Origin of the sequence: Nitrobacter sp. 62-13, assembly GCF_001896955.1 — a bacterium.
In the GTDB taxonomy this organism is placed as follows: Bacteria; Pseudomonadota; Alphaproteobacteria; order Rhizobiales; family Xanthobacteraceae; genus Nitrobacter.
Genome location: NZ_MKRN01000010.1, coordinates 1 through 26,420 on the forward strand (window position 1 = coordinate 1; position 26,420 = coordinate 26,420).

At 62.9% G+C, this 26,420-nt stretch carries 25 protein-coding genes and 1 tRNA gene; 19 read left to right on the top strand and 7 right to left on the bottom strand.

Going from position 1 to position 26,420, the window contains the following annotated elements:
- From BGN91_RS01475 to BGN91_RS01515, 9 genes are all read left to right on the top strand, one after another.
- Window positions 1-362: ribulose bisphosphate carboxylase small subunit (locus tag BGN91_RS01475; RefSeq protein ID WP_292610193.1), on the top strand; the 362-nt coding region annotated here is incomplete at its 5' end.
- A gap of 158 nt (window positions 363-520) precedes the next feature.
- A complete protein-coding gene (cbbX, locus tag BGN91_RS01480; RefSeq protein ID WP_292610194.1) occupies window positions 521-1,435 on the top strand; it encodes a CbbX protein in 915 nt (304 codons plus the stop codon).
- Between the two features lie 278 nt (window positions 1,436-1,713).
- Entirely contained in the window at window positions 1,714-2,217 is a 504-nt protein-coding gene (locus tag BGN91_RS01485; protein ID WP_292610195.1) for a hypothetical protein, read from the top strand.
- Between the two features lie 250 nt (window positions 2,218-2,467).
- Window positions 2,468-3,982 (top strand): WD40 repeat domain-containing protein, encoded by a 1,515-nt coding sequence (locus tag BGN91_RS01490; RefSeq protein WP_292610196.1) that lies wholly within the window; start codon window positions 2,468-2,470, stop codon window positions 3,980-3,982.
- A 10-nt stretch (window positions 3,983-3,992) separates the two neighbouring features.
- On the top strand, window positions 3,993-4,322 hold the full coding sequence (locus BGN91_RS01495) for a hypothetical protein (protein WP_292610197.1): 330 nt from the start codon (window positions 3,993-3,995) through the stop codon (window positions 4,320-4,322).
- Window positions 4,323-4,480: 158 nt separating this feature from the next.
- Window positions 4,481-5,218: a hypothetical protein gene (locus tag BGN91_RS01500; protein WP_292610198.1), complete on the top strand. Its 738-nt coding sequence runs from the start codon at window positions 4,481-4,483 to the stop codon at window positions 5,216-5,218.
- A gap of 26 nt (window positions 5,219-5,244) precedes the next feature.
- Complete coding sequence (locus tag BGN91_RS01505; protein WP_292610199.1) at window positions 5,245-5,655, top strand: hypothetical protein; 411 nt, start codon at window positions 5,245-5,247, stop codon at window positions 5,653-5,655.
- A gap of 64 nt (window positions 5,656-5,719) precedes the next feature.
- A complete protein-coding gene (locus tag BGN91_RS01510; RefSeq protein ID WP_292610200.1) occupies window positions 5,720-6,133 on the top strand; it encodes a hypothetical protein in 414 nt (137 codons plus the stop codon).
- Between the two features lie 32 nt (window positions 6,134-6,165).
- Window positions 6,166-6,798, top strand: a complete 633-nt coding sequence (locus tag BGN91_RS01515; protein ID WP_292610201.1) for an SHOCT domain-containing protein — start codon at window positions 6,166-6,168, stop codon at window positions 6,796-6,798.
- 45 nt (window positions 6,799-6,843) lie between these two features.
- On the opposite strand, the gene BGN91_RS01520 is transcribed toward BGN91_RS01515, so the two are convergent.
- Complete coding sequence (locus tag BGN91_RS01520) at window positions 6,844-7,785, bottom strand: LuxR C-terminal-related transcriptional regulator (protein WP_292610202.1); 942 nt, start codon at window positions 7,783-7,785, stop codon at window positions 6,844-6,846.
- A gap of 24 nt (window positions 7,786-7,809) precedes the next feature.
- On the opposite strand from BGN91_RS01520, the gene BGN91_RS01525 reads away from it, so the two are divergent.
- Window positions 7,810-8,598, top strand: a complete 789-nt coding sequence (locus BGN91_RS01525; protein WP_292610203.1) for a hypothetical protein — start codon at window positions 7,810-7,812, stop codon at window positions 8,596-8,598.
- A gap of 96 nt (window positions 8,599-8,694) precedes the next feature.
- Here the strand turns inward: BGN91_RS01525 and BGN91_RS01530 are convergent, their stop codons facing one another.
- Together BGN91_RS01530 and BGN91_RS01535 are read right to left on the bottom strand one after the other, a co-directional pair.
- On the bottom strand, window positions 8,695-9,366 hold the full coding sequence (locus BGN91_RS01530) for an SH3 domain-containing protein (protein WP_292610204.1): 672 nt from the start codon (window positions 9,364-9,366) through the stop codon (window positions 8,695-8,697).
- Between the two features lie 69 nt (window positions 9,367-9,435).
- Window positions 9,436-10,125 carry a hypothetical protein gene (locus BGN91_RS01535; RefSeq protein ID WP_292610205.1) on the bottom strand — a complete coding sequence of 230 codons (690 nt, stop codon included), beginning with the start codon at window positions 10,123-10,125 and terminating at the stop codon, window positions 9,436-9,438.
- A gap of 178 nt (window positions 10,126-10,303) precedes the next feature.
- On the opposite strand from BGN91_RS01535, the gene BGN91_RS01540 reads away from it, so the two are divergent.
- Window positions 10,304-10,573: a hypothetical protein gene (locus BGN91_RS01540; RefSeq protein WP_292610206.1), complete on the top strand. Its 270-nt coding sequence runs from the start codon at window positions 10,304-10,306 to the stop codon at window positions 10,571-10,573.
- Between the two features lie 132 nt (window positions 10,574-10,705).
- On the opposite strand, the gene BGN91_RS01545 is transcribed toward BGN91_RS01540, so the two are convergent.
- Window positions 10,706-10,782, bottom strand: a tRNA-Arg gene (locus tag BGN91_RS01545).
- Between the two features lie 456 nt (window positions 10,783-11,238).
- Window positions 11,239-11,553 (bottom strand): hypothetical protein, encoded by a 315-nt coding sequence (locus BGN91_RS01550; RefSeq protein WP_292610207.1) that lies wholly within the window; start codon window positions 11,551-11,553, stop codon window positions 11,239-11,241.
- A 349-nt stretch (window positions 11,554-11,902) separates the two neighbouring features.
- On the opposite strand from BGN91_RS01550, the gene rpsT reads away from it, so the two are divergent.
- From rpsT to gyrB, 6 genes are all read left to right on the top strand, one after another.
- The gene (gene rpsT / locus BGN91_RS01555; RefSeq protein ID WP_292610232.1) at window positions 11,903-12,169 is read left to right on the top strand and encodes a 30S ribosomal protein S20; all 267 of its coding nucleotides are present in this window, start codon (window positions 11,903-11,905) and stop codon (window positions 12,167-12,169) included.
- Between the two features lie 1,371 nt (window positions 12,170-13,540).
- The gene (gene dnaA, locus BGN91_RS01560) at window positions 13,541-14,968 is read left to right on the top strand and encodes a chromosomal replication initiator protein DnaA (RefSeq protein WP_292610208.1); all 1,428 of its coding nucleotides are present in this window, start codon (window positions 13,541-13,543) and stop codon (window positions 14,966-14,968) included.
- Between the two features lie 189 nt (window positions 14,969-15,157).
- Window positions 15,158-16,276: a DNA polymerase III subunit beta gene (gene dnaN / locus BGN91_RS01565; protein ID WP_292610209.1), complete on the top strand. Its 1,119-nt coding sequence runs from the start codon at window positions 15,158-15,160 to the stop codon at window positions 16,274-16,276.
- 177 nt (window positions 16,277-16,453) lie between these two features.
- The gene (gene recF / locus BGN91_RS01570; RefSeq protein ID WP_292610233.1) at window positions 16,454-17,596 is read left to right on the top strand and encodes a DNA replication/repair protein RecF; all 1,143 of its coding nucleotides are present in this window, start codon (window positions 16,454-16,456) and stop codon (window positions 17,594-17,596) included.
- Window positions 17,597-17,724: 128 nt separating this feature from the next.
- Window positions 17,725-19,875 carry a hypothetical protein gene (locus BGN91_RS01575; RefSeq protein WP_292610210.1) on the top strand — a complete coding sequence of 717 codons (2,151 nt, stop codon included), beginning with the start codon at window positions 17,725-17,727 and terminating at the stop codon, window positions 19,873-19,875.
- A gap of 432 nt (window positions 19,876-20,307) precedes the next feature.
- A complete protein-coding gene (gene gyrB, locus BGN91_RS01580; RefSeq protein WP_292610211.1) occupies window positions 20,308-22,749 on the top strand; it encodes a DNA topoisomerase (ATP-hydrolyzing) subunit B in 2,442 nt (813 codons plus the stop codon).
- A gap of 27 nt (window positions 22,750-22,776) precedes the next feature.
- On the opposite strand, the gene BGN91_RS01585 is transcribed toward gyrB, so the two are convergent.
- Complete coding sequence (locus BGN91_RS01585) at window positions 22,777-23,910, bottom strand: FUSC family protein (RefSeq protein WP_292610212.1); 1,134 nt, start codon at window positions 23,908-23,910, stop codon at window positions 22,777-22,779.
- A gap of 256 nt (window positions 23,911-24,166) precedes the next feature.
- Here BGN91_RS01585 and BGN91_RS01590 point away from each other — a divergent pair, with 256 nt between their 5' ends.
- Window positions 24,167-24,766 (top strand): hypothetical protein, encoded by a 600-nt coding sequence (locus BGN91_RS01590; RefSeq protein WP_292610234.1) that lies wholly within the window; start codon window positions 24,167-24,169, stop codon window positions 24,764-24,766.
- Between the two features lie 255 nt (window positions 24,767-25,021).
- Here the strand turns inward: BGN91_RS01590 and BGN91_RS01595 are convergent, their stop codons facing one another.
- The gene (locus BGN91_RS01595) at window positions 25,022-25,306 is read right to left on the bottom strand and encodes a DUF1330 domain-containing protein (RefSeq protein WP_292610213.1); all 285 of its coding nucleotides are present in this window, start codon (window positions 25,304-25,306) and stop codon (window positions 25,022-25,024) included.
- A gap of 165 nt (window positions 25,307-25,471) precedes the next feature.
- Here BGN91_RS01595 and BGN91_RS01600 point away from each other — a divergent pair, with 165 nt between their 5' ends.
- A complete protein-coding gene (locus BGN91_RS01600) occupies window positions 25,472-26,392 on the top strand; it encodes a pirin family protein (RefSeq protein ID WP_292610214.1) in 921 nt (306 codons plus the stop codon).
- The last annotated feature ends 28 nt before the right edge of the window (window positions 26,393-26,420 follow it).

The following is a 26,420-nucleotide window of genomic DNA, read 5'->3' on the forward strand; positions in this document are numbered from 1 at the left end:
AGATCCAGTACTGCCTCAGCCAGAACTGGGCGGTGAACATCGAGTTCACCGACGATCCGCATCCCCGCAACACCTATTGGGACATGTGGAATCTGCCGATGTTCGACCTGCCGGATGCGGCAGGCGTGCTGATGGAGCTGAAGGAGTGCCGGAAGGTCTATGGCGACCGCTACATCCGGATATCCGCGTTCGATTCCAGCCATGGTTGGGAATCGGTGAAGCTGTCCTTCATCGTCAACCGGCCCAAGAACGAGCCGGGCTTCCGGCTCGAGCGCCAGGAGGCCGATAGTCGTAACGTTCGCTACACCACGACCTCCTATGCGGTGGCCGATCGTTCCGAAGGTCAGCGCTATTCATCGTGATTCCATCCGGCCAAGGCTGGACGATCTTCCTTTAGGTCGTCCAGCCCGGATGCACTGCTCCGTCGCCTCCTGACGACGGAGCATTCCTCCCCGAACAGTTCTCTCGCGAGCGGTCGTCAAAAAGCAGCTTCCGGCCGAGGTTATCAGGACCATCTTCGATGCAAGAAAAAGTCAACCTTCGCGAGGAACTCGAGGCCGTCGGAATCGGCGAGATACTCAAGCAGCTCGATCAAGAGCTGATCGGTCTCAAGCCCGTCAAGACGCGAATCCAGGAGATTGCGTCGCTCCTCCTTGTCGAGCGGATACGCAAGAAAATGGAGCTGACGTCGGAGAACCCGACGTTGCACATGTCGTTCACCGGCAATCCCGGCACCGGCAAAACCACCGTTGCCTTGCGGATGGCCGATATTCTCCATCGGCTGGGTTATGTACGCCGTGGCCATGTCGTGTCGGTCACGCGCGACGAATTGGTCGGACAATATATCGGCCACACCGCGCCGAAGACCAAAGAGATATTGAAAAAGGCGATGGGCGGCGTGCTGTTCATCGACGAGGCCTATTACCTCCATCGGCCCGACAACGAGCGCGACTACGGCCAGGAAGCTATCGAGATCCTGCTTCAGGTCATGGAGTCGCAGCGCGAGGACCTGGTGGTAATTCTCGCAGGCTACGCCGACCGCATGGAAAAATTCTTCTCCAGCAATCCCGGCTTCCGCTCGCGCATCGCCCATCACATCGACTTCCCCGACTACACCAACGAGGAGTTGCTCGCGATCGCGGAGGTGATGCTGCACCACATGAACTATAAGTTCACCTCCGAGGCCCGCGACGCCTTTGTACGCTACATCGCGTTGCGCAAGGCGCAGCCCTTGTTCTCCAATGCGCGCTCAATCCGCAACGCGCTGGATCGTATTCGCTTGCGTCAGGCCAATCGCCTGGTTGCGGACGAGAACGCCATCCTGTCTGTCGACGATGTCCAGTCGATGGTCGCGTCCGACGTTCTTGCCAGTCGCGTATTCGAGACGTCGCAGCCCGCCATTGTCGAGCAATTGATCGACAAGAGAAAGCGATAGTCCTGCCGAGACCAGCCTTTGTGGCCGCGTCTCGTTCTGCCGCAGATTTCGCGCGTCTTGGAAAGGCAAGACGGGCGATCGATGCCGCCGGCGTGCCGGACGGACGAGAGGCGCCGCTTCGTGGTTGATCGAATATTGCTCCGGAGCCGGCAGCCGCAATCACCTCATAGTCCGGGCTGACCACTACCGGATGATAGTGTTGCGCGGCCGCGAAAGCCGGCGATGCTGGGCGTCGCTTCCTTCGGGCCGAACGACGGTCGAGCAGGTGGAAATCATTCGTGCGTTTCAAACATAACCGGCTAAACACCATGCGCATCGGGGCAACACTCTGCGTTCTAGCTCTCGCTTGCACGGCCGCCCATGCCGAAACGCTCGCTTACCGCACGCGGGCGGGGATGGACGTGACCGTGGTGAAAAAATCGAACATCGGCACCACGCACGCCAAAATTCTGACCAGGCACACCAGGGCGAACGCCACCGCCTATTGCCGCGACTATGTCGGCAAGGTCACCGCCAGGTGTATTGCCGATGAGTTGAAAGTGAAGCTGCTGCCGGAGATTTCGGCCAACTGCAAGACCGGCCAGTTCATCACGCTGTACGGCCAAGGCTACCGGTTCCTGGGCGCCAATCCGGACTATGACGCAGACGGGGATACGGCAGAATATACGCAATACCGGATCGTCGAAGCCGGCGGCGGCGAGCCCCTGAAAGGCTATAGCGCGACGGGATACGACGTGGCGCTCGGCCAGTTCGAGGCGCTTTGCCCGAACCGCGCCCGGTAGCGCTTCTGCCTTTTCCGCATGTCTTGAAGGATCGCCGGCATAGAGCGGCCATCAAGGATGAGATTCGCGATGGAGCCTCAGCTGGACAAGGCCATCGCGGTCGGATGCCGCCGAGATGGTGACCCGATGCCGAGGCCGCACCACTATCGAATGATAGTGTCAGGCGCCAACCCTGCCCGTTAGCGTGCCTTGCGGGGGCGGATGCCTTGATCGACCCCATACGGGCTGCATGCAACAGGAGGTTGGCTTGGTGACGGCCCTGAAACGGATAGCGATCCTGCTGGGGTTCTGGCTGGTCACGATCTCCATGACCAGCGGAGCGATCGCCGCCGACTTCTACGCATCGCGCGTATTCAGTGTGGATCAGTCCGTCTACGCGGTCCGTTTCAGCCCGGCCGGAGACCGCGTCGCGCTCGCCACCAACGCCGGCACGATCATCTTCAACACGTCGGACGGCAAGCAGGTGGCCGAACTGAAGGGTAAAGCGTCGTCCGTGGCCTGGAGCCCGGACGGCTCGATGCTGATGGTGCGGACCGAGGACGCGCTACGCTTCTGGAATATCGCCGATTATTCAAAGGAATTCGCGGCGATCCCCTTGACTGCGCAGACGCTCATCATTGGCCTTCCGCGCGAGCCGTTCAGCCCGGACGGCAAGCGTATTGTCGTGCTCAGGCAAGATGACACGGTGGCGGTCTGGCAAATCGAAGGCCCGCGAGAGGTCGCCATACTGGACGGGCATTCGGCCCCGCTGACCGACGCCGGCTTCAGTCCCGACGGTGCGCGTGTCGCCACCGCCGCGAAGGACAAGGCCGTGGTCGTGTGGGACGCCGCTACGGCCAAGAAGATCGTCAAGCTCGAAGGGCACGAGAAGGCCATTGACCAGGTCGGCTTCAGTCCGGACGGAGCGCGCATCCTGACGGTCGGGCGAGACCGGACCGTGCGAGTCTGGGACGCCGTCGGCGGTGGCGCCATCGCAACGCTGCGGCATCAGGCCGACGTCGAGGCAGCGACATTCGACCGCGAGGGCAAGCGCATCGTGACCGGCGCGGATGACGGCGTTGCGCGCGTCTTCAATGCTGCCAGCGGCGCGGAAATCGCCACCTTGAAGGAAGACGGCGTCGAAAAAGTCCTGTCTGCGGCCTTCAGCCCGGACGGCACCCGCATCGCCACGGGCTCGTCGGACCGGTACGTGCGCATCTGGGACGCGGCCTCCGGCAAACAGATCGTCAAGCTGAACGGCCTGTCCGAAGGCTACGGCGTTGGCTTCACCGACGATGCAACGATCGTGGTGAGACCGCACGGCGCGATGGGTGTCCTCTATACCGTGCGACAGTCACGGGGCGATGTCCGACTTGCAGATGGAATGGTCGGCATGTGGGCCTTCGGGCCACCCGATGACGTCGATGCCACGCCCGATGTCATGCATCTCATCTGTTCGACCAGCCCATACATCATCCACCCGGACGGGCTCGTTGAATACCTTGCCGGCGGCGAAGACCAACTGCTTGAGCCCCGACAGTTCATGCGCTGCAAGGCCGACCTGACCTGCGACGTGTTCGAGGGCGCCGCGCATTCGCTGGCGGCCGATCCTTTGGACAAGGCGACGTTCAAACTGGCCGACGGCAAGGGCACGCTATGCATGGCCAGCGATCCCGACAGCTGCAACACCCTTCGCAAATGCCCGAAGCTGGAATGGAACGACGCGGCGCGCGCCAGCGGCCATGCCGAGCAATGGGACAAGCTGTATGCGGCCTCCGCCAACTGAAATACGCAAATTGATCGTGTTCGTCCTCGCGATCGCGATCGCTGTCTACGCGGTCCACGGCATCATCGTCGATGACCTGGTCATGCTCTACCGCGTGACGCCTTGGCGCCTCAGACACTATGGATATCTCCATTTGCGCGGCATGTGGGCGATCGGAGGCGCGGCGTGCCTCCTGCTTGGCGCAGCCGGTTTCGCCGTCCTGGCTTTCGGCGTCATCGGCGCGAAACCGAAGGCAGATCCCGCGGCGAGGTTCTATACAAAGCTCGCCACCCCATTGATCTTGATCGGTGCTGTGTTCTTCCTCGGAGTATCATTTTTCTCCGAGCTGTTCGTCCGATGAGGATCGTCGCCGGGGCTACACTGGTCGGTGGAAGAAGCAGTTCGCTTCGGCCGGAAAATAGAGACGGCGTCAGGCGCGCCACGTCGATAACGGCTGAACCCGTCGGCGCCGGGGGCGAAAACGCGGGCGGCCGAAAACATCATGCGAGGCACCGAACAATGACCGGACGCTTCGCCACCGACTGCTGCGGAATGGTTCTCGGCGCACTGCTGAGCCTGTCTCCGCTCGCGGCCCGCGCCGCGGAGCCATGTACGCATGAAACCGAAACCATCGTCTGCCGCAACGAAACCCGGACGATCCGGGTCATTGCCGATTCGACCTCGCCATCGGCGCGCTATGCCATCGGATGGATCGTACCGTCCGCCGTGGCGGCCAAGGAATTCGAACGCAACCCGGAGGATGGATCGCTGGCGCTTCCGGGCGGCGAGCCGGAGAACGTCATTGTCCGCCTACGTGACGGCGCCGTCATCTCGACAATGCAGAGCAAGCACTTCGGCGATCACGCGCGCTACAACCACCGCGAGATCATCACAATCTGGTCGACCGACGAAAGGCTGCTGCTCGTCTGGTCCAACGACAAATGGGAAACGCTGGCGTCCGAAGCCTTACGCCTCGACGGCCGCGGTGAACTGACGGGCCGAGACGACGTATTGGCGCTGGTGCGGCGCATCGGCAAGGAACGTCTATCGCGCCGGACAGGAACCGACGACGCCGATCTCCATGAGCCGCTTATTCTCAAGGAGCGATTGCACGGCACGAGTCGGATAGACGTCGTTACCGCCTTGATAACACCGGGATCGGAGAACGGCTTCACCTTCACGATAACCCTGAAACCGTCGGACGAGCGACGCTCTCGGCCCCTGCGGGCCGTCCATGTCGGGACGCTCAGAAAATGACGTCATCTCTGAACAGGAGACTTTACATGAAGACCCGCACCGCGTTGGCATCCGCTTTGTTTCTTGCATCCCTGACCGCATCGCCCGTCCTGGCGTCCGGCGATTGCGTCTACTCCGGGTACAATCAGGGCTCGCCCGATGTCTTCAAGTTCGTGAAGTGGGAGTTCGGCAAACGCGATGGACGCTGGCTGAAGGTCAACCTGACACTGCACAACAAGCTGAAGCAAACGGTCAAATGGTTCGAGTTGACCATGCTGGCGGACGGACATTCGATCAGTCTCAACACGACGCAAACCCTCCCGGCGGAGAGCGATGCGCTGATAACTGCCAAATACGAGATGTCGAATGAATCAGCCGCCGAATTTCAGAAGCTGACGCCATTGATCTGCGTCCGCTCCACGGAAGACGAGAAAGGCGACAAGCAAAAATACGATTGAAGGTGCGCACCGCGCCCGAGCCTGACCGGCCCTCATACCGATTCACGAATGGAAGATCACGACAATGAGTATCCTGATCCGTACTGTTCTTGCCGCTATTCTCCTGATTCCGTCGGCCACGTTCGCCCAGGCATCGAAGAAAGCCGGCGCGCCGCCCGCGATCCAGGCGGAGTTCGACGGGTTTATTGCAAAATTCCGGGCGGCGTTGAAAGCGGACGACTCGGCCGTCATCGCCGGCATGACCAAGCTGCCCTTCATGGAGGACAAGACGTATTCCGATGTCGCACAGTTTCGCGCGAAAGCTTATCCGGAGTTTTTCACCAAGAAGAACCGTACCTGCATCCAGCGCAACAAGGCCGTCTATGATCGTGATCCGGAGGGCAACGATAATTACTTTATCTTCTGCTACGAGAATATCTTCACCTTCACCAAGACGCCGGCTGGCTTCCTGTTTATCGACGTCAGCGTGAACGATTGATCCGACAACCGCTTCGATAGCTGGCCGGACCGATGATCGGCAAAGAAACACCAAACTCCAGTCCCGGGCCCGCGGGACCAGCGCCGTGGCGCCGCGCGCTCCGCGTGCTCTCACTGACCATGCGGTTGGGCGTCAGCCTGTTTCTGGGCACCATGATCGGGGTCGCGGGCGGCGCCCTCTATCCGCCGCTCACCCGCATCGCCGCGCCGTTGATCTGTAGCGGCAAGCTGGAAACGGTGTCGTCCCAATATTCGTACAAGCCGGGGCAGCAGGGCGTCACCCGCGAACTCTTTTGCGTCGGCGACGACGGTTCGCGGCAACCGATGACGGCAAGAGGCCTGTTCGCTTCCAGCCTTGTCTACGGCATCGTGCTGTTCACCCTGTGGCCGTTGCTCATGTTTCCCTTCAGGTCCTTGCTGTCGCGGTGCGCACGCCGCGCTGGCTCCTACGCCGAGGACAGGCTGCACGGATTCGCCTCCCGGAAGACCACGACGCCCACCGGGGCGCTGCCGATAAAGGGAATCCGAATTGAAACCGTTCGGCAGCCGGCTCCCGCCGATACGATCGAAGACCATCTCCGGGAGCTTGCCCGGTTGAAGGACGTCGGCGCGATTACACCGGAGGACTACGAGACCCGGAAGCGGGAAATACTCTCCGAACTCTAGCCGCCGCTGCCTGCGTCATTCAGGTTCCGGCTCTATGGCCTCGCTTCAATGCACGACCGAAAGACACAGCGCGACGAGCTGGGCCTGCGAGCCCGTGCCGGTCTTGCCGAAGATGCGGTTCAGGTGGCCACGGACATTGCCGAGAGAAATTCCCAGTCTGGCTGCGATTTCCGCCGGACCTTCGCCCGCAACCAGCAGCACGACAATGTCGGTCTCGCGTGGCGTCAGCCCGAAGGCGCGGCACAATCCGGATATGCCCGCCGGAGCCGGCCGGTCGGTATCGTCTATGAACAAAATCGTCGCCGCCCCGAAGGTCGAGAGCGCTCGATCTTCCGTAGCGGGCATCCGCACTGCGCGAACCGCCAATGGCCGCGACGTCTCGCGGCGGACAAGCGTGATCGCCCCCGAGCTTTCGTCGATGATCCTGGCCAGTTGCTGGCTTTCGATGTCGCCGGCGCCCCAAAGCATCGCAGGCTGCGTCAGCAGCTTTCCGGAATGCGCGAGAACCTGCTCGCCCGCCTGGTTGGCGTGAATGATCCGCCGGTGCGCGTCGAGGAAAATCACGCCGGTCGATAGCTCGTCGAGCGTGGCTTCGAGTGTCGAGATCCTATCTTCGAGCAAGCGTATGTGCCGCTTCAGGCTCAGAGCCGAGGTGAGCGTCGGCAGGAGGTGCGTCAACACAGCTTTCTCGGTCTCCGAGAACGGCTGTCCTGAACGGCTTCGGCAGGCGGCGACGAAGCCGCCGGATGTCGTGCATGCGACCGCGGCATGATGCCCGCCCATCGGTCTGATCGCGCCCTCGAACACCGCCAGCCGACACAAGACCGCCAACGGCACCGCCTCGTCCTGCGCAACCATCCTGCCCTTGGGAAGCAGGCGCGAAAGCACAGCTACGTCGGCCGGATAGGCGGCCAACGCCTTTATGCTTTCGTCAGCGACGCCACTGCCCCAGGCCAGCGGCGTGACGCGCGGATAAGGGTTATCCATCTCTTGGGGCAGGGTCGCGACGAGATGGTCGGCGTGCACCGTCTCGACGATCGCGGCAAGGCCAGCGTCCCAGGCTGCCTGGTCCAGCACCCCCTGCATGACGAGACGTCCAATCCTGGAGACAACATTGCCCATAAAACATCCCCCCGCGCCGGCACAACCGGCGGCCTCGTTTCTTACCACGGCTACATTAGCATTCTTGTTGCAACCACGGCCGGGCCGCAGACCCTCACAGGTAAAGCCACCCGGAAATCACCGCAGGCCGATGCTTTACTGGCTTACGAGCACGCGCTTATCGAGGGCGGCCTCAAGGCAGCCATCCCCTACATGACGTCGGAGAAGCTGACTGACCTTAAGGGCATGGCGGAAGCGTTCGGCGAGGACGGTTTCAACGAATTCCTCGACCGGATGCGCGGCGGCGCCCAGGGCGAAGCGCAGCGAAAGCAGATCATGAGCGTCGCGATCGACGGCGACCACGCGGTGCTCGAAGTGCGCGACAAGGCGAACACCGTCCCCGAACAACACCTGGACAGAACGAAGGACGGCTGGAAAGTCGGCACACGACTGCGACAAGCGGCATGCCCTCGCTCGCGGTTGCGCTCCGGATGTCGGCGCATGCGGAGAGACAAAATCGACCAGACCAATCGACCGGAAACGATTCGAACTTTTTCACCGCCAACCGCTGCCGTTTGTACGCTTTTTCGCTCGTCGGCTATTCCCTGCTCGTTGCTTGGGTGTGGTTTCGACAGAAATCGGCGGCTAAATCGTACTTTGGAGGGCCATCGGCGGTATTTGGCGCGCCCGAAAGGATGAAACTGGGCACTGTTACGTGCTTGTTATTCCAAACGTTTCCTGGCCGCGGTAGCGTACCTGCGAGTCCACCTAACGCCGGTTAGCCTGGTCGCGTTTTCATCGCCGACCTGCGCCCGCCTCCCGCAAGTAGCGTCCGTTGACCCAGCCGTGCAGGGAGCTTCTCCCGCTGTGCTCCACACGGCACCATCTTTGGCCGCGGGTGTTCTTGCAGCCGAGGTTTTTCACAACCGCCCCGTTTGGTAACCGCGCGACAAGCTGCGCGTGAGGAGAGGGTTCGGCGCGCATGTTGAGCGCGTCGCGGGCGGGGACGCTGCTCACCTGCCAAAAGTCCGGCCCGCCGGTCATGCCGTCGGCGAAATCGGACCCCTTCTCGTTGGTCGCGCTCTTTTGCCCGAGCGCGATGGTCAAAACGTAGTTTGCGACCTTCCCCCGCCGCGCGTCGTTGCGCATGAGATAGACGCGCGCTTTGTAGTCGCCACTCGTCGGCGCTACGCCTTCGTAGGAATCGCCGCTCGTTGAGCCGATGAAGAACGCCGTCTCTGTCTCTCCGGGCGCGAGGAGATTGAAATAGTTGCTGAACTCGCCCGTCTTGAGCGTCACCTCGATGGATTCGCCCGCGCCCGCGGGAAAGACATAGTCGACGAACTCATAGCCCTTGATGCGCCCCTTGATTACGGCGTGTCCGTGATGGAACGTGACGCGCTCCGTTCGATGCTCGCGATCGGCCAACGCGCGCGTGGGCGTGAAAGCGGTGAGCGCCGCGATCAAAAGTAAAATGACCCGCATGGCCGCCTCTCTCTCGCTTCCGCGGCGCCCAAGCGCGCAGATCGCCTTAAGTCAGAGCTTGCCCTCTTCGGTCAGGGACGTCACGTCCGAAACCGAGCCGCCCTTGACCAGGCAGCGCCAGGGCGCACGCTGGGGGCCGACGCCGAGCGTCACGGAATTGTTCGCCTGCGAGATTTCGCTGCCCAGGACGACGACCGTAGGATTGTTGGTCTGTTTCTTCACGGCGCGCAGGCAAGCTTGCTTGTCCTCGCTGGAGACATCGCTGGCTCCGGCCGCCTCATGCGCGGTGCCGCCGGCCGCGACGGCGCGGGTGAACTTGACGATTCTCGATCCGCTGCGATTGAACGAACATTGGAAGGTCGCCGGCGCACTTCCCTCGACCGAGCCGTTGACGGCATGCGTGCCGTCCGTCCGCTGGCCCTCGTACTTCACATTGACCACATCGGGACTCGCCTTGAAGGCAGCCGCGGCGCGAGCACGGCATTTGTCGAGCATCGCGTCTGAGGAGGACGCAGCGGCGGTGGCACCGGCTGTCGAGGATGCAACCGAGCCGCTCTTGGCTTCCGCCGCCCGGCACCCCTTCTTGTATGATGCGCCGTATTGCTCCTGATCGTAACGGCCCGCCGAGCAGTCCGCGTAGCCGCGCTTATACTCCCTTTGAGACGCTGTCGACGCGAACGATGTGTCAATAAGCGTAAGGGCAAGCAGCGAAGATAGCGTCGCTACGGTAGTATATCGCATGACGTTTCCTTCCCTATTTCCAACTGGCGACTTCCGCAGATAAATTGAAAGACTGCATACAGAACACTGCGTGCTGTCAAGCGACGCGGCGGGCCTTCCTGTCGGGCTGCTGAGACGTTGCGCTGATCGCGCGGTCGTTTCCGCGCTAACCACAGTCGAGAGCGGTCGAACGGGCGCCATGATGAGTAAGCTTTGCCGGACGGTCTTCTTTATCTATGTTGGCTTGGCCGCAGCCGCGTTGCTTCTCATTCCGATCAGCGCCCTGCGGCTGTTTGGCGCTGAGCCATCGCCGTTAGCAGGGATCTTTGCTGTCCTGCTTGCTCAGCCGTGGCTTTCGTTGGCGTCGGAGGCGGGCGGGGAGTCGATAATTGGGAATCTTGGGATCGTGACAGCCTGCCTCGCGCTCAACGCCATGATCTTGTGGCTGGTCTGCCGGTTCGGGCTTTAAGCCGAAGCATCGGAGTCGTCCCGGAGTGATCTCAAGCATTAGCGGAACGCAAATGAGACGGGATACGACAGCTCGCGCCACAACGTCGATTGCAGACCGAGCGCCCAGTTTTGTTTAGGAGTGGTGGAAAAATGGCGCGCCCGAAGAGATTCGAACTCCTGACCCCCAGATTCGTAGTCTGGTGCTCTATCCAGCTGAGCTACGGGCGCGTCTGTCGCGGAAATCGCCGGTAGGCGAACAGCAACTGCGTTCGGAGACAGGCGTCTCGAAGGCGGGCCATAGCTAACGGCTCCCAGTCTGCTTTGCAAGCGGCGCGGCTGCGTCGCCGGAGGCTCGGGACCAGAAAACCTCTCGGGATCAGCTGGTGGCGCATCTGACCTGGGGCGGATCGACCCAATCGGGCTCAGGAACCGGCAGCGGCGAAGACGTTGGCGCCTTCCTGAAGCGCAAAGGTCGGCCGCAAGCGGCGAAAAACGGAACCTCGCAGCACGTCGTCCTAAATGACATAGTCCTTATTGCGCAACTCAACGGCTTCTACTTCTTCCCTTTTTCGCGAGCTCAGTCACGGGCATCCTTCCGACCCATCGGTTCTCGCGGAAGCCCCATGTACGGCGGTTGCATACCGTCAGCCGTGCGCAGACGGCATCGATGGCCCCCTGGTCCATTCAATCCCGGGAGTAGCCGATCAGCGGTCGCCGCGGCCGAAACACCAAGAGCAGGAGAATGCCCGCAATCGCCAGCACCGCAAAAGCCGGCTGGTTCAGAACCAACTTGATGAGATCCCATAGCCAGGGCGCCGACGCCTCGATCTGAGTGCGAGCCGCCTGCTGACTGGCCTGATGAATGTCGTTCCAGAATTCTCCGAGCGTGGTCAACCGCAGCGTCTGGTCCGCGATCGACCGCGCGCCATCATAAACCACGAAAACGAAACCGCCCGCGAGCAGCAGCAGCCCAATCAGGCGAAAAAACCCACGGATCATGCCATTACCTCTTCCATCTGCTGCCGGATCGCCAACCGGCCCCTCGGCCGTCGAACATTGGGAAATCCAACCTCGGCAGCCCTCAAACGCTCAAAAAGGCCCCCTTGCCGCCCCGCTCCAGGAGGAAGGCGTTGACGCTCGAAACCATGGCCTCTATAAGACGGCCAATGGCGGCGGGATAATCCCGCCGCCGCTGTTCTTTAGAAGAGCACCTCGCGAATCAGTTCGCTTCGAGGGTGGCATTTTCAGGAACAACCGGAAACACATTCAGACTCACCCGCGCAATCACATGGCCGGCGCAACCGGCCGGCTCTCGCGGCGAGACACTGCCGAAGGATACGTCGAGACCATGGCCAATACGACCTCCGCCAAGAAAGCGACGCGCAAGATTACCCGACGCACCGCCGTCAACAAGTCGCGACGGACTCTGATGCGCGGTTCGATCCGGATCGTTGAGGAAGCGATTGCCAAAGGCGATCGCGATGCCGCGATCCAGGCGATGAAGCGCGCCGAGCCGGAGTTGATGCGGGCAGGCCAGAGAAACATCGTTCACAAGAACAGTGCGAGCCGCAAGGTCTCGCGTCTCACGCATCGAATCGCCAAGCTCGCAAAATAGTCCGGCCCAGTTCCTCAACCCGAAACTAATTCAAAAAAGGCCCGGCAATCGCCGGGCCTTTTTTTGCGAGATAGTCGTAGAGCATCTTCGATCAAGTCCGCTGACGAGGAAGCGGTTCAGCGCGTCACGCCGGCTTCGCCTTTCGAAGGAACGTCGACGCCAATGACACGCTTGTGATCGGCATCATGGTCCGGGATGCGGAATATCCGGCACGAAGCCTGCATGACAGTTCGATGCCGATCAAGTTTCATCCCGCTTGAAACAAAAGACAACGCCAATCCCGCTATTTCGATTTGCCTCGCCGGCTGACACTCGCGTCTGATCTCGGCTTCGCGCCGATAGCTCGCTGCCCTGTTCGATGCTTCCAGGCAGATATAACCGCAGGCGCGGTCGGTTGCGGCACGCGGCCGGCACGGGTTACCCGCAAAAACGGCCAGAAAAAAATGCGCTTCACTAATCACTTATCCACATAGCGTGATGAAGCACTTCCAAAACGAGCAGGCGTGTCCGCCCGTTTTACGGTTTCTTAAAATATTTTGGACCGCGATGCGAATTTGTAACACTGCGCGGAGGCATCGAATCCGCGCGAAGATTCAAAACGTTGCCGCTGGGCACATCGAGCATCGCCCGCCTCACCGACACGCATTCGATTTGTGCGACGCAGCCGCGACGTGAAAGCCGTTGCGAGAATTGGGGTGTCGTGTATTTCTTTGGTGGCTCGCGGCGCTTACGGCTCTTCACTTAGTGCGGATTAGAGAACCTTGGGTGGGCGTGCATATCGGCGGCGATATGAACGTTAGCGAAGCTTTCCATGTGACCAGCGAATGGCAACTCATAGCAACATGAGAACGGATGTTCTGTGTCGAAATTTCTCGATTGCGACGTTTACGTCCAGCGTTGCCGAACGAGAGAGATACGCTCAGGCCAAGCCGAATATCCGCAGGAAGCGGACGGGTTGAACTGGTGAGTTAGAGTGCGCGTAGCGGTCCCGACATTGATGTCGGGTCTCGCAGACTGGTTTTGAAATAGATGTGAGAGGACATCTCGGCGCGATCCATCGCAGCGAGGAGGGGGTTTATGTCAAACAAAAACAACACCACCGGATTTCATTCATTGAATTGTTTCACTGACATTTTCTCAAGTGCGACCGCTTCGCTGTGCTCTCCCACACAGCCTCCGGGCAGCCCGTCCAGTCGCTGCTGACCTCGCGTTCGTCTCGTTTTCCAGCCATCTGAACCCGCTTGCGGTGCTTGGCCGAACGATCGGTCATGGCTGAAACGAGGCACGCCGGAGGATCACGACGAGCCGCGCGACGCCTTCCCGGAGCGCGGTCGCATCGCAACCTTATTCAAATCAGAAAAGTCACAAAAAATGTCAGACATAGAACAGGAGCGCTGGTCGCGGGTGAAGGGCCGATTGCGCACGACGGTCGGAGAGGACATCTATTCGAGCTGGTTCGCCCGGATGGACCTCGAGAGCGTCCATGCGGAGAGTGTCCGTCTGTCGGTTCCGACCCGTTTTCTGAAGAGCTGGATTCAGGCGCATTATGCCGAGCGGGTGCTGGCCTGCTGGCAGGCCGAGCTGCCGGACGTTCACCGGATCGACCTGACGGTGCGCTCGGCCATGCGCTGTGCTGCGCCTGTCAAAGAGATGCCGGCCAACGATCCGCGCCATGCCGAGCAGAGCGACGGTCGCGCCAGCGTCGAATTGAAGACGGTCGCGACCGCGCCGGCCTCGGCGAACCATGACGCGCTCGGCGGTTCGCCGCTCGACCCGCGACTCACATTCGCGAGTTTCGTCACCGGCCGCTCGAACACGCTCGCCCACGCGGCGGCGCGTCAGGTGGCAGAGGGACGACGTGGCGACAGCGTCATGTTCAACCCGCTCTACATTCACGCCGGAGTCGGCCTCGGCAAAACGCATTTGCTGCAAGCCGTCACATGGGCCGGCAATGCCGGCACCGAGCGCAAGGTGCTCTATCTGACCGCCGAGAAGTTCATGTACGGCTTCGTCGCCGCGCTGAAGACCCAAACGGCGCTCGCCTTCAAGGAAGCGCTTCGCGGCATCGACGTTCTGGTCATCGACGATTTGCAATTCCTGCAAGGCAAGTCGACCCAGGCCGAGTTCTGCCACACCCTGAACGCACTGATCGATGCCGGCCGCCAGGTGGTGATCGCAGCCGACCGGCCGCCGTCCGACCTGGAAAGCCTCGACGATCGCGTACGCTCGCGGCTCGCCGGCGGCCTCGTGGTCGAAATGGGCTCGCTTGGTGAAGAACTCCGGTTCGGCATTCTCAAATCGCGCGTCGACGCCGCACGGATTCATCATGCGAGTTTCGACGTGCCGGAGCCGGTGCTCGATTATCTCGCCAAGGCGATCACGCATAACGGCCGCGACCTCGAAGGCGCGATCAACCGCCTGCTGGCGCACAGCAAGCTCAACGCCCAGCCGGTGACGCTGGAGATGGCGGAGCGCGAGGTCCGCGACCTGATCCGTCCGCAGGAGCCGAGGCGGATCAAGATCGAGGACATCCAGCGCGTGGTCGCCCGGCAGTACAATGTCAGCCGCTCCGACCTTCTGTCCTCGCGCCGCACCGCCAATGTGGTGCGGCCGCGGCAGGTGGCGATGTATCTGGCGAAGACGCTGACCTTGCGTTCGCTGCCAGAGATCGGCCGCCGTTTCGGGGGCCGCGACCACACCACCGTGCTGCATGCCGTGCGCAAGATCGAGGCGCTGGTGTCCAAGGACGCGACCCTGTCCGACGAGGTCGAACTGCTGAAACGCCAGCTTCAGGAATAAGCACGGCGGCAGAATTTCCGCCAAAATATGGGAAAAAGCCAAAACCCGGGCAAGCCAAGGCTTGCGCCGGGCGCGCTTCCGCGTCACCTTGCGGGCCCGCCAGATTTAAGCAAATCGGCCTTGAACTCGGGGTGTACGTGCTGCGTTCCGCGGCATTTTCAAGACGCGAACTGATCGGACGGATTTGCAATGAAGGTCACCGTCGAACGCGCGCAACTGCTGAAATCGCTGGGCCATGTGCATCGGGTGGTGGAGCGGCGGAACACGATCCCGATTTTGGGCAACGTGCTGGTCCGCGCCGAAAACGCCAGGCTGTCGCTGAAGGCCACCGACCTCGACCTCGAAGTGACCGAAACTTTCCCCGCGGAAACCGGAACCGGCGGCTCGACAACCGTTCCGGCGCATATGTTCTACGACATCGTCCGCAAACTGCCCGACGGCGCGCAGATCGTACTGGAAGGCGACGGCGACCGGTCGGTGCTGGCGATCCGTGCCGGGCGTTCGCGCTTCACGCTGCAGACCCTGCCCGAAAACGATTTTCCCGATCTCGCGGCCGGCGAGATGACGCATTCCTTCACGCTCGCGGCCGCCGACATCAAGCGGCTGATCGATCGCACCCAGTTCGCGATCTCCACCGAAGAGACCCGCTATTATCTCAACGGCATCTATCTCCACAGCGCGGGCAGCGCCAAGGACGCGACGCTTCGGGGCGTTGCGACCGACGGCCACCGCCTGGCCCAGGTCGATCTCGCATTGCCCAAAGGCGCGGCCGGAATGCCCGGCATCATCATCCCGCGCAAGACCGTCGGCGAGGTGCAGCGGCTGATCGAGGACAGCGAGGCCGAGATCGGCATCGAACTGTCGCAAGGCAAGATCCGCTTTACGCTCGGCAACGTGGTACTGACCTCGAAGCTGATCGACGGCACCTTCCCCGACTATGGCCGGGTGATCCCGCAGAACAACGACAAGGAATTGATCGTCGACAAAAAGGACTTCGAGGCCGCGGTCGATCGCGTCTCCACGATTTCCAGCGAGCGCGGCCGCGCGGTGAAGCTGGCGCTATCGGCGGGCAAACTCGTCCTGTCCGTGACCAATCCGGATTCCGGAAGCGCAACCGAAGAACTCGAGGTCGAATACGCTTCTGAGCCGCTCGATATCGGCTTCAATTCGCGCTATCTGCTGGACATCGCCGCGCAGATCGAGGGCGAGGCCGCGGTGCTGAAGCTCGCCGATCCGGGCTCGCCGACGTTGGTGCAGGACAAGGATTCAAAGGGCGCGCTCTACGTGCTGATGCCGATGCGGGTATAGGATCGGGCCGGCGCGCAACCCGTTCAGAAGTCGTCATTGGCGGGCATAGCCGTTCGGAGAACGGCGTCGCGTCGCTCGCCTATGACCCGGCAATCCATCGCCCGAAAATCAGACCATCCGCAATATCCGCTTCGCGGATGATGGATACGCGGGTCAAGCGCGCGTATGACACGTCGCATGATCGCCTCCCGCATACGCCGCCTCAGCCTCACCCGCTTCCGCAACTACAGCGCGGCAGCGTTCGAGACGCGCAGCGACGTGATCGTGCTGGTCGGCCCGAACGGCGCAGGCAAGACCAATTGTCTCGAGGCCATCTCGCTGCTGTCGCCGGGACGCGGCTTGCGGCACGCCACGCGCGAAGACGTCGCCGATATCCGGGGCGACGGCTCCTGGGCGGTTTCGGCCGAGGTGGAAGGCGCGCTCGGTCTCGCGACGCTCGGCACCGGCATCGACATGCCGAGCGCCGATGCGACGTCAGGCGGGCGGCGCTGCCGGGTCGATCGCGAGCCCGTCGCGTCGGCGGCGGCGTTCGGCGATCATCTACGCATGGTATGGCTGACGCCCTCGATGGATGGCCTGTTCACGGGGCCGACCTCGGAACGGCGGCGCTTCCTCGATCGCCTGGTGCTGGCGGTGGACAGCGATCACTCCGGCCGCGTCGCGGCGCTGGAGCGCAGCCTCCGCTCGCGCAACCGCCTGCTGGAGATGCGCAACTTCGACGACCACTGGTGCGCCGCCATCGAACGCGAAACTGCCGAGCTTGCCGTCGCGGTCGCGGCGATGCGCGCGCAAACCGTGACGCGCCTTGCGGCCGCGCTGGAGGCGCGCAGCGCGGACTCCGCATTTCCTTCGGCCAGGATCGGGCTCGACGGCTGGATGGAAAACGCCCTGCTCACCGAGCCCGCGACAGCGGTGGAGGACCGGTACCGTGCGATCCTGCGCGACAATCGCGCCCGCGATGCGGCGGCGGGCCGCACGCTCGATGGCCCGCACCTCACCGATCTCGAAGTGATCTACGCGCCCAAGAACATGCCGGCGAAGGACGCCTCCACCGGCGAGCAGAAGGCGCTTCTGATCGGGCTCGTGCTGGCTCATGCGGGTCTCGTGGCCGAGATGACGGGGATCATACCGCTGCTGCTGCTCGATGAGGTGGTGGCGCATCTCGATCCCGACCGCCGCGGCGCGCTGTTTAGCGCGCTCGCCAGGCTCGGGGCCCAGGTCTGGATGAGCGGAGCCGACCCGGCCGCGTTCGCCAATGTCGGCGCGGGAAGCGAGATTTTCCAGGTCACTTCAGGACGAATCGTGCGCCGGCCGCCATAGCATCCCGCAGGACGGGGAAATGCCGCTGTGGCTTTGAACCAAGGTTCCACTCGGCACGACTAGGCCTTGTACTGCGTCCCGACCGGCGCCCCTGCGCCGCCCCTCGTCGTTTCCCGGAGAAACCGATCATGCCCGCCCCGAGCCGCCGGTACCGTGCGTCAGCACGCCGATACGTCCTGACCGCACTTTCATTGGCGCTGATTGCGGGCGCTTCTCCCGCGAGGGCGGAAAGCGGCCTGGTGGACGTCAACCAGTTGCCGCGGCTTCCGGGCGCGCAGGAAACCACGGATTCGCAACCCGACCGCGTGATCTACACCGTGCAGGGCGTGGTGCCCTCGGCGGTCCGATCGGTGCAGACCCTGATGACCGACAATGGCTGGATGCGATACGTGCGGCCGCTCGAGGAAACGACGAGCGGCCTGCTGTTCAAGAAAGGCGGGTACGGTCTGTCGGTATCGTTCACGCAGGCACTTGGCCGCCCCGACCGGTCGGCGGTCTATTACGCCGCCAACCGAATCTACGCCGACGTTCCGTTCCCACTCGGCGCTACAGATATCATCTACGACGAACGCCGGCCCTATTTCGGCTGCACGGCTCCCGGCAGCATCGACGCGAACCTCGATTTCTTCAATCGCGAACTTGCAGCAGCCGGGTGGACGCCCTTATCCGCCGACGACGCCAGGACGCGCTGGCCCAATGCCGCAATCGACGACAAGATCGACAATGGCGCGCGGGCCTATTTCAGGCGCGACGATCGCGACAGGCAATCGCCGATCATGGTGTCGCTGCGACGGCTCGGTGACGACAAGACCGCCGTCGATATCAGGGTCGCCCCCTTCGCCCTGCCGCAGGATCTCCGCGCGGGTCCCGACATGGACGGCCTGCCGCGCCCCGATCGCATCGTGACCGCCGGGACCACCGGCAACGCCGCCTCCGAACACCGCGAAGCGCATGCGACGGTGGTCGCCGAAATGCCTGCCGTGCTCGCCTTCTACCGCCGTGAGCTGGCCGCGCGCGGCTGGAAGGAAGAGACCAAGGGGGCTGTCGTCACGCCGGACGAGGCGTCGCTGAATTTTACGGCTCCCGAAGAAACCGGCGCGCTCAAGCTCGGACGCAAATACGATCTGACCCTCGTCAGCTTCGTCATGCAGGTCACCCCGTCGGCGCTCGCGGCCCGGGCCCGGGCGAAAAAGCAGGCCGACGATGATTTCATGAAGGACGCGATGTCGATGGCGACGGAGCTGATCGCGGCCGACAATGCTCGTCGTGCGCAACAATCCACGACGCTGTCGGACGCTCCCTTGCATGCGCAGGCCGGCAAAACCACGCCGATCCCGGTGCCGGAAGGCGCCGAGAATGTCGAATTCGACGGCTCGGACGGCAAGCTCGAGTTTGAATCGGCGTCGAGCGTGAAGGCGCTCGCTGGCTTTTATCGCGGCGCGCTGAAGCCGCTCGGCTGGAAGACGCAGCCGACGGTGATCAACAACCCCAACATGGCCGCGTTGCAGTTCTCAAAGGGCGGCAAAAGCATTTCGATCACCGTCATGCAGATGGGTGCAAAAACCAATGTCAGCGCCAACGGTTCAGGCCTTGAGATGGCGGATGCCGGGACGAACGCCGCCAGCGACGATCAGGCGGCTGCGCCCGCGGCTGCAAAGCCGCTCGAAGCGGAGCCGGATTCCGCGCTGCCGGTTCCGAAAGATCACACCTTGAGTTCCATCACGACGGGTACGTTGCCCGGCAGCGACGCTCCGTTTCGCCGCGAGCTTGAGGCCAGCATCCCGGCCGATCTGGCTTCCGTGCTTGCCTTCTATCGCGCCGAACTGGAGAAGCGCGGATGGAAGGAGGCGACGGATCACGCAATCACCAAACCGGATCGCGCCGAACTGGCATTCGCCTCCCCTGACGGCCCGGCCGTGCTGAAACTCGGGCGTCAGAAGAACGAAACCACGGTCAACCTCGCGCAGAAGATTCCGGCCGCGGCCGCCAAGGGCGACGTGCTGCCGAAGCCGGGTCAGTCCCGACTGATGCTGGGCAACATGGGACCGACGGACGCCACCATCACCATCAACAAGCGGACCATCAAGCTTGTGGCAGGCGCAGGCGGCCCGCAATCATCGCAGCATCCCGCGCTCGATCTGCCGCCGGGCAAATACAAATACGTGACGAAGGTGGCCGGACGCACCGGCAAGTCGGGCCAGATCGAGCTTGGGGCCGACGACGCCTGGGGTCTGATGCTCGGCCCCGATGGCGATGTGCTGGCGCTGCAGGCTTACTGAATCATGCACACCTCTCGCCGAGGGAGCTAACCAGCCGGGTGACTCGCTCCCGGAGCGGGACGAGGAAAACTGCGCAGCGGTTTTTCCGCCGCATCCCGCTCTGAAATACTGGAATCGACCATCCGCTCGGTCTATCGGACCCGCACCTGATGTGGTTGCGAGCCGATATGCGCACATCGACCGGCACGCTGCCGGGGACCGGACGACGACGATATTTCGTCCCCGAGCGCCTGTTTTCAGGGTCGCGAATCGTCGTTTCGAAGGCATCGCGAATCGGCTGTTCCCGCCCTTGAAAAACCGTCTAAAAATCACACATATTCAATAGCTTGGAAGTGGTCACTTTGCGCTAGGCGCGGTGCCGTTTTCATGTCAGAAATAGAGCATCCAGCCGCGATCATTCGCGCCGATCGGGACATCTTCTGAAGGCCTTCCATGAGCGAACCTGCCCGGCAGCAGCTTGCCGCCACCGAACCTGTCGCGCCCGTCGAATACGGTGCGGAATCGATCCGGGTTCTCAAGGGCCTCGATGCCGTGCGCAAGCGGCCCGGCATGTACATCGGCGATACCGACGACGGATCGGGCCTGCATCACATGGTCTACGAAGTCGTCGACAACGCCATCGACGAGGCGCTGGCGGGACATGCCACCATGGTGGAGGTGATCCTCAACGCCGACAATTCGGTGACGGTGCGCGACGACGGCCGCGGCATTCCTGTCGGCATCCATAAAGGCGAAGGCATTTCCGCAGCCGAGGTCATCATGACCCAGCTCCATGCCGGCGGAAAGTTCGACCAGAATTCCTACAAGGTTTCCGGCGGACTGCACGGCGTCGGCGTCTCCGTCGTGAACGCGCTATCGAGCAGCCTGAAATTGCGGGTCTGGCGCGACGGCAAGGAGCACTTCATCGAGTTCGCCCACGGCGACGCCGTGGCGCCGTTGAAAGTCGTCGGCGACGCCGACGGCAAGCGCGGCACCGAAGTCACCTTTCTCGCCTCGACCGAGACTTTCACCAGCGTGGAATACGATTTCGCCACGCTGGAGCACCGCCTGCGCGAACTCGCGTTCCTGAACTCCGGCGTCAACATCCTGCTCTCGGACATGCGTCACGCCGTCGAGAAGCGCGAACAGATGATGTATGACGGCGGCGTCATCGAGTTCGTCAAATATCTTGACCGCAACAAGAAGGCGATGGTGCCGGATCCGATCATGATCCGCGCCGACATGAACGGCATCAATGTCGAGGCCGCGCTGTGGTGGAACGACAGCTACCATGAGAACGTGCTCTGCTTCACCAACAACATCCCGCAGCGCGACGGCGGCACGCACCTCGCCGGTTTCCGCGGCGCGCTGACGCGGCAGGTCAACGGCTATGCCGACGCCATCGCCCGGAAGGAAAAGATCGCGCTGACCGGCGACGACTGCCGCGAAGGCCTGACCGCCGTGCTGTCCGTGAAGGTGCCCGACCCGAAATTCTCATCGCAGACCAAGGACAAGCTGGTGTCCTCGGAAGTGCGCCCGGTGGTCGAGAACGTCATCAACGAGGCGCTCGCCGCCTGGTTCGAGGAACACCCGACCGAAGCGAAACTCATCGTCAACAAGGTGGTGGAAGCCGCAGCCGCCCGCGAGGCCGCGCGAAAAGCGCGCGAACTGACGCGGCGCAAGGGCGCGCTCGACATCGCGTCGCTCCCCGGCAAGCTCGCCGACTGCCAGGAACGCGACCCGGCGAAGTCCGAACTGTTCATCGTGGAGGGCGATTCGGCCGGCGGCAGCGCCAAGCAGGGCCGCAACCGCGAATTCCAGGCCGTGCTGCCGCTCCGTGGCAAGATCCTGAACGTCGAGCGTGCGCGCTTCGACAAGATGTTGTCGTCGGAACAGATCGGCACGCTGATCACCGCGCTCGGCACCGGCATCGGCCGCGAGGATTTCGATCTCGGCAAGCTGCGCTATCACAAGATCATCGTGATGACCGACGCCGACGTCGACGGCGCGCATATCCGCACGCTGCTGCTGACGTTCTTCTTCCGCCAGATGCCGGCGCTGATCGAAGCCGGGCATCTCTATATCGCGCAGCCGCCGCTCTACAAGGTGACCCGCGGCAAGTCCGAGCAGTATCTGAAGGACGAGCGCGCGCTGGAAGATTATCTGATCGAGACCGGGCTTGACGACTGCGTGTTCAAGCTGGCCAGCGGCGAGGATCGCAGCGGCCGCGATCTGCGGGCGCTCGCCGAAGACGCCCGCGTCATCCGCAACGTGCTGCACAATCTGCACAGCCGCTACAACCGCAAGGTCATCGAGCAGGCCGCGATCGCCGGCGTGCTCAATCCGAAGGTGACCGGCGATCCCGCCACCGCAACCGCCGCCGCCGACTATATCGCCAAGCGGCTGGACGCGCTGGCCGACGAGGTCGAGCGCGGCTGGAGCGGTCGCTTCGCCGAGGGCGAAGGCTTTTTCTTCGAGCGCACCGTGCGCGGCGTCAGGGACGTCGCCGTGATCGACGATGCGCTGCTCGGCTCCGCCGATGCCCGCAAGCTCGACGAATACGCCGCGACGCTGCAGGAAGCCTATCCACGGCCCGGCCTTCTGCGCCGCAAGGACATAGAGACCGCGATTCACGGTCCGGTCGGCCTGTTCGAGGCGGTCACCGACTCGGGGCGCAAGGGCGTGGCGCTGCAACGCTACAAAGGTCTCGGCGAGATGAACCCGGACCAGCTCTGGGAGACCACGCTCGACACCAACGAGCGGTCGCTGCTGCAGGTGAAGATCAAGGAGGTCGACGAGGCCGACGACATCTTCACCAAGCTGATGGGCGATGTGGTGGAACCGCGCCGCGAATTCATCCAGGACAACTCGCTCAGCGCCAACGTGGACGTGTGAGCCCACGCTGCCGGCGACCGCGCCGTGCTATCCTGTCCCTGCGGCGCCCTCTGCCTTTTTGCTCGACGATGCCGACCGGTCGGTCCATTCGGAAACACGGCGTTCGAGATCCCCGAGATTTTGCCGCATCTGCTCCAGCGAGAAGCCCAGCGCGAAAAAACGCTCGGTCATGTCGCCCGGCAGTCCGCGCGTCAGCCCCTCGCGGCGCATCGCGGCGACTTCCGCGGCATAGGCCTCCAGCGCCGTCTGCACCGGCAGAAACGCGGGCGCTCCGGCGTCAAGCCGCAGCGCCTCGGCGGAGGCCTTCAGATAACTGGTCATGGCCTCGCTGAGCCTCGCGAGGGGCTGCGCCAGCCGCGACTGAAGATTGACCGGCAGCGGGGTCACCGTGGCGCGCCCGATCATCACGACATCGTGCCGCAGCCGCAACACGGTTCGCAACAGCGGACCCGTATCCGGCCCATGCGACAGCCGGGCCGAGCGTTCGCGTTCGGCCTCGGCGCCGATCGCGTTCAGGTCGCTGATGGCATGCCCTATTCCGTCCTGGAGCGCGTGGAGCGTGTCGTTGTCGCGGCCGCGGGTGAGGCCCGCGAGCAATTCCTGCAGGGCGTCGGCAAGGAGGTTCAACACGCGCGCAGCATTGACGCGAATCTGGCCATAGGCGCGCGACGGCAGCACCAGAAACGATACCAAAAGCCCGGTGACGGCTCCCACGGTCACCTCCAATATGCGGTCGATGGCGGATTCGAGCGGCGACATCTGCCCCATCGTCGGCAGCAGCAGCACGATGATCGCGGTCACGGTCGCCACGTTCAGGCTCGGATTGATCGCGGCCAGAAAGGCCAGCGGCGCAACCGCCAGCACCAGCACCGCCAGCAGGGCGGTTTCGCCGGAATGCGGGATCAGGATCGCGACCGCACCGCCGTAGATCGCGCCGCCGATGGTGCCAATGAGGTAGTCACGGGTCGCTTTCAGTGACCGGCCGACGCTCATCTGGGTCACGATGATGGCCGTCAGCACGGCCCACAGCGGCAGCCGAAGGTGCAGCGTAATCGCGAGCGCCAGCGCGGCGAAGGCGGCGGCCGTGACCCGGACGCCGAGGCCCATTTCCACCTTTCGCGACCACAGCCGCGTTGCCGTGCGTTTCAGGAATGAGGTCATGCACCGCAGGGTTGGGTTAGCCAGCCGTTCCGACTTAAAGCCGGTCGCGCATCATTCCGCAACAGGATCGCTTGCAGCGGCGGACCGGGTTCGTTAAATGGCCCCCCGGTCACATGTTCGTGGTAACCGGCGGCAGAACATTTCAAATTCGGGCGCGTGAACCATATTCCTGATATTGCCTTGAACCTGAGCCCTGTTCGGGGAACTTACTTCTGCAATCCGTGTTTTGTTTGTTTGCGTAAGCGTTGGTGTTGTGATGCCGGTTTTTCGTTATTTTCTGGTCATGGGCTGTTGTCTCCTCGGCTTGCTTCTAGCTGCCGGCTGGATCTGGCCCGGCGACGCTCCTACCAACGTGGATCGGGCTACCGTCGCGACCGCGAACGCCGCCTCCCCGGGCCTGCAGGCGACAGCTTTGCAGTCCGGAGCCTCCGACACAAAGGGCTCATCCTCCAAGGACTTGACCGCTCAGGATGGATCCTCGACGGATTCGGGATCGGCGTCGGCGGTTCTCAGCTCGATTGACGACTGGCGCCGCTCCGAGGAACGCTTCGAGCGGTCGAAGACGAATCCCCAACCCATCGTCTATCCGGACATCGCTACGCTCGCGCCCACCCCCGCTCGATTGCAATGGGAACGCCAGCTTCGCTATCTGCCGGCGGATCACGTCTATGAAGCGCGGGCGGAAATGCCCAAGGGAACGGCCATCGAATCCCCGAAAGTGGCAGAGAAGACGGCACCGCCGCGCAAGCACGTTGCCCACGCCCGCAGCAGAGCAAGGGTCGCGACGGAGGTGGAGCGATTGCCGCCGCGCTACGCCCGCAACAGCGCCTGGAACCCGTTCGGCTTCTTCGACTGATCGAGAGCCCGCGTCCTGACAGCCTTAAGTCTCAAGGGCCTAAGTCCCGAGGGCCGAGTCGTTTTCGGCGACGGCCGGGCGGGCGCCTACCCCGACAGCCAGCGGAATGCGCGGCGCAGCTCATCCGAACCCGGGCCGCGCCGGCGCAAAGCGGCGACCGGTTTCGGATAAAACATGCTCGGTCGAAAAGACCCAGAGCTTGATCCGACATAGTTGAACCAGACCCAGCGGGTGTTCCCGCGCGACGCCGCGGGATCAGCCTTCGATGATGATGAAATCGGCTTCCGAACATCTCTGACGGATCGCCTTCGCAGCCTGATATTCGGGGCTTTGATAGCACGCCTTCGCGGTGGCGAGGTCCTTGAACTCGACCACCACGTTGCGGTCGCGCGATGTGCCTTCCATCGAATCGAACGGACCGCCGCTCACGATGAAGTTGGCCCCGAACTTTTCGAACGCGGGCTCGGCCGCAGCGAGATAGTCTGGATAACGATCCCGGTCGTGGACCGAAACGCGCACGATCCAATAGCCTTTTGCCATGCTCGATCTCCTTAATGCAGGTTTATCAAAGCCGTCGACCGAAGGCGCTCCGACTTTATGAGGGGTCCGGCAAGCCGGAACCGCGTGACGTCAGGCGAACGCAGTTGTCAGTGTGAAGGCCGCGCACGATAATAAGGCACAATCATCATACCAGTCGGAGGCAACATGAGCTGGCTTCCCTCTAACGATCCCGCGCTCGGCGACGCCCGATCCTGCGACGCGCTCGAGCTTGTCATCGTACCGCGCACCCGCGACCTCGGCGACGGATTTGCCGTGCGCCGCGCGTTGCCGCACGGCCGGCGGCAGATGGTCGGCCCCTTCATCTTCTTCGATCATTTCGGACCGGTGCAGTTCGTCTCCGGCAAGGGCATGGACGTGCGGCCGCATCCGCATATCGGGCTCGCTACCGTCACTTATCTGTTCGACGGCAGCATCATGCATCGCGACAGCGAAGGAAACATCCAGGAGATCCAGCCCGGCGCCATGAACCTGATGACCGCGGGACACGGCATCGCGCATTCCGAACGCACCCCCGACGCGCAGCGCGCCAGCGGCCAGATGATGCTCGGCCTGCAAAGCTGGATCGCACTGCCGGCGGGCAAGGAGGAGATCGCGCCATCATTCCAGCACTACGGCGCCGGCAGCCTGCCGACGGTAGAGGACAAGGGATTGCGCGCACGCGTCATCGCCGGCCGTTCGTTCGGCGCAACCTCGCCGGTCGAGATGGTGTCCCCGTGGTTCTACGTCGAGGTCAGCCTGGACGCCGGCATGAGCGCACCGCTGGATGCAGACCACGAGGAGCGCGCGATCTATATCGTCGAGGGCGAGATCGAGATCGCCGGCGACCGCCACGAAGCGCCGCAGCTTCTGGTGTTCCGGCCCGGAGATCGCATCACGGTGCGAGCGACAAAACCGGCGCGGATGATGTTCCTCGGCGGCGATGCGCTGGAGGGACCGCGTCACATCTGGTGGAATTTCGTCTCCTCCAGCAAGGAGCGCATCGAGCAGGCGAAGGAGGACTGGAAAACCGGCCGTTTCGCTGCCGTTCCGAACGAGCACGAGTTCATTCCGCTGCCGGAGAACTGATCCTTGTTTTGACGGGTTTCTTTACGCG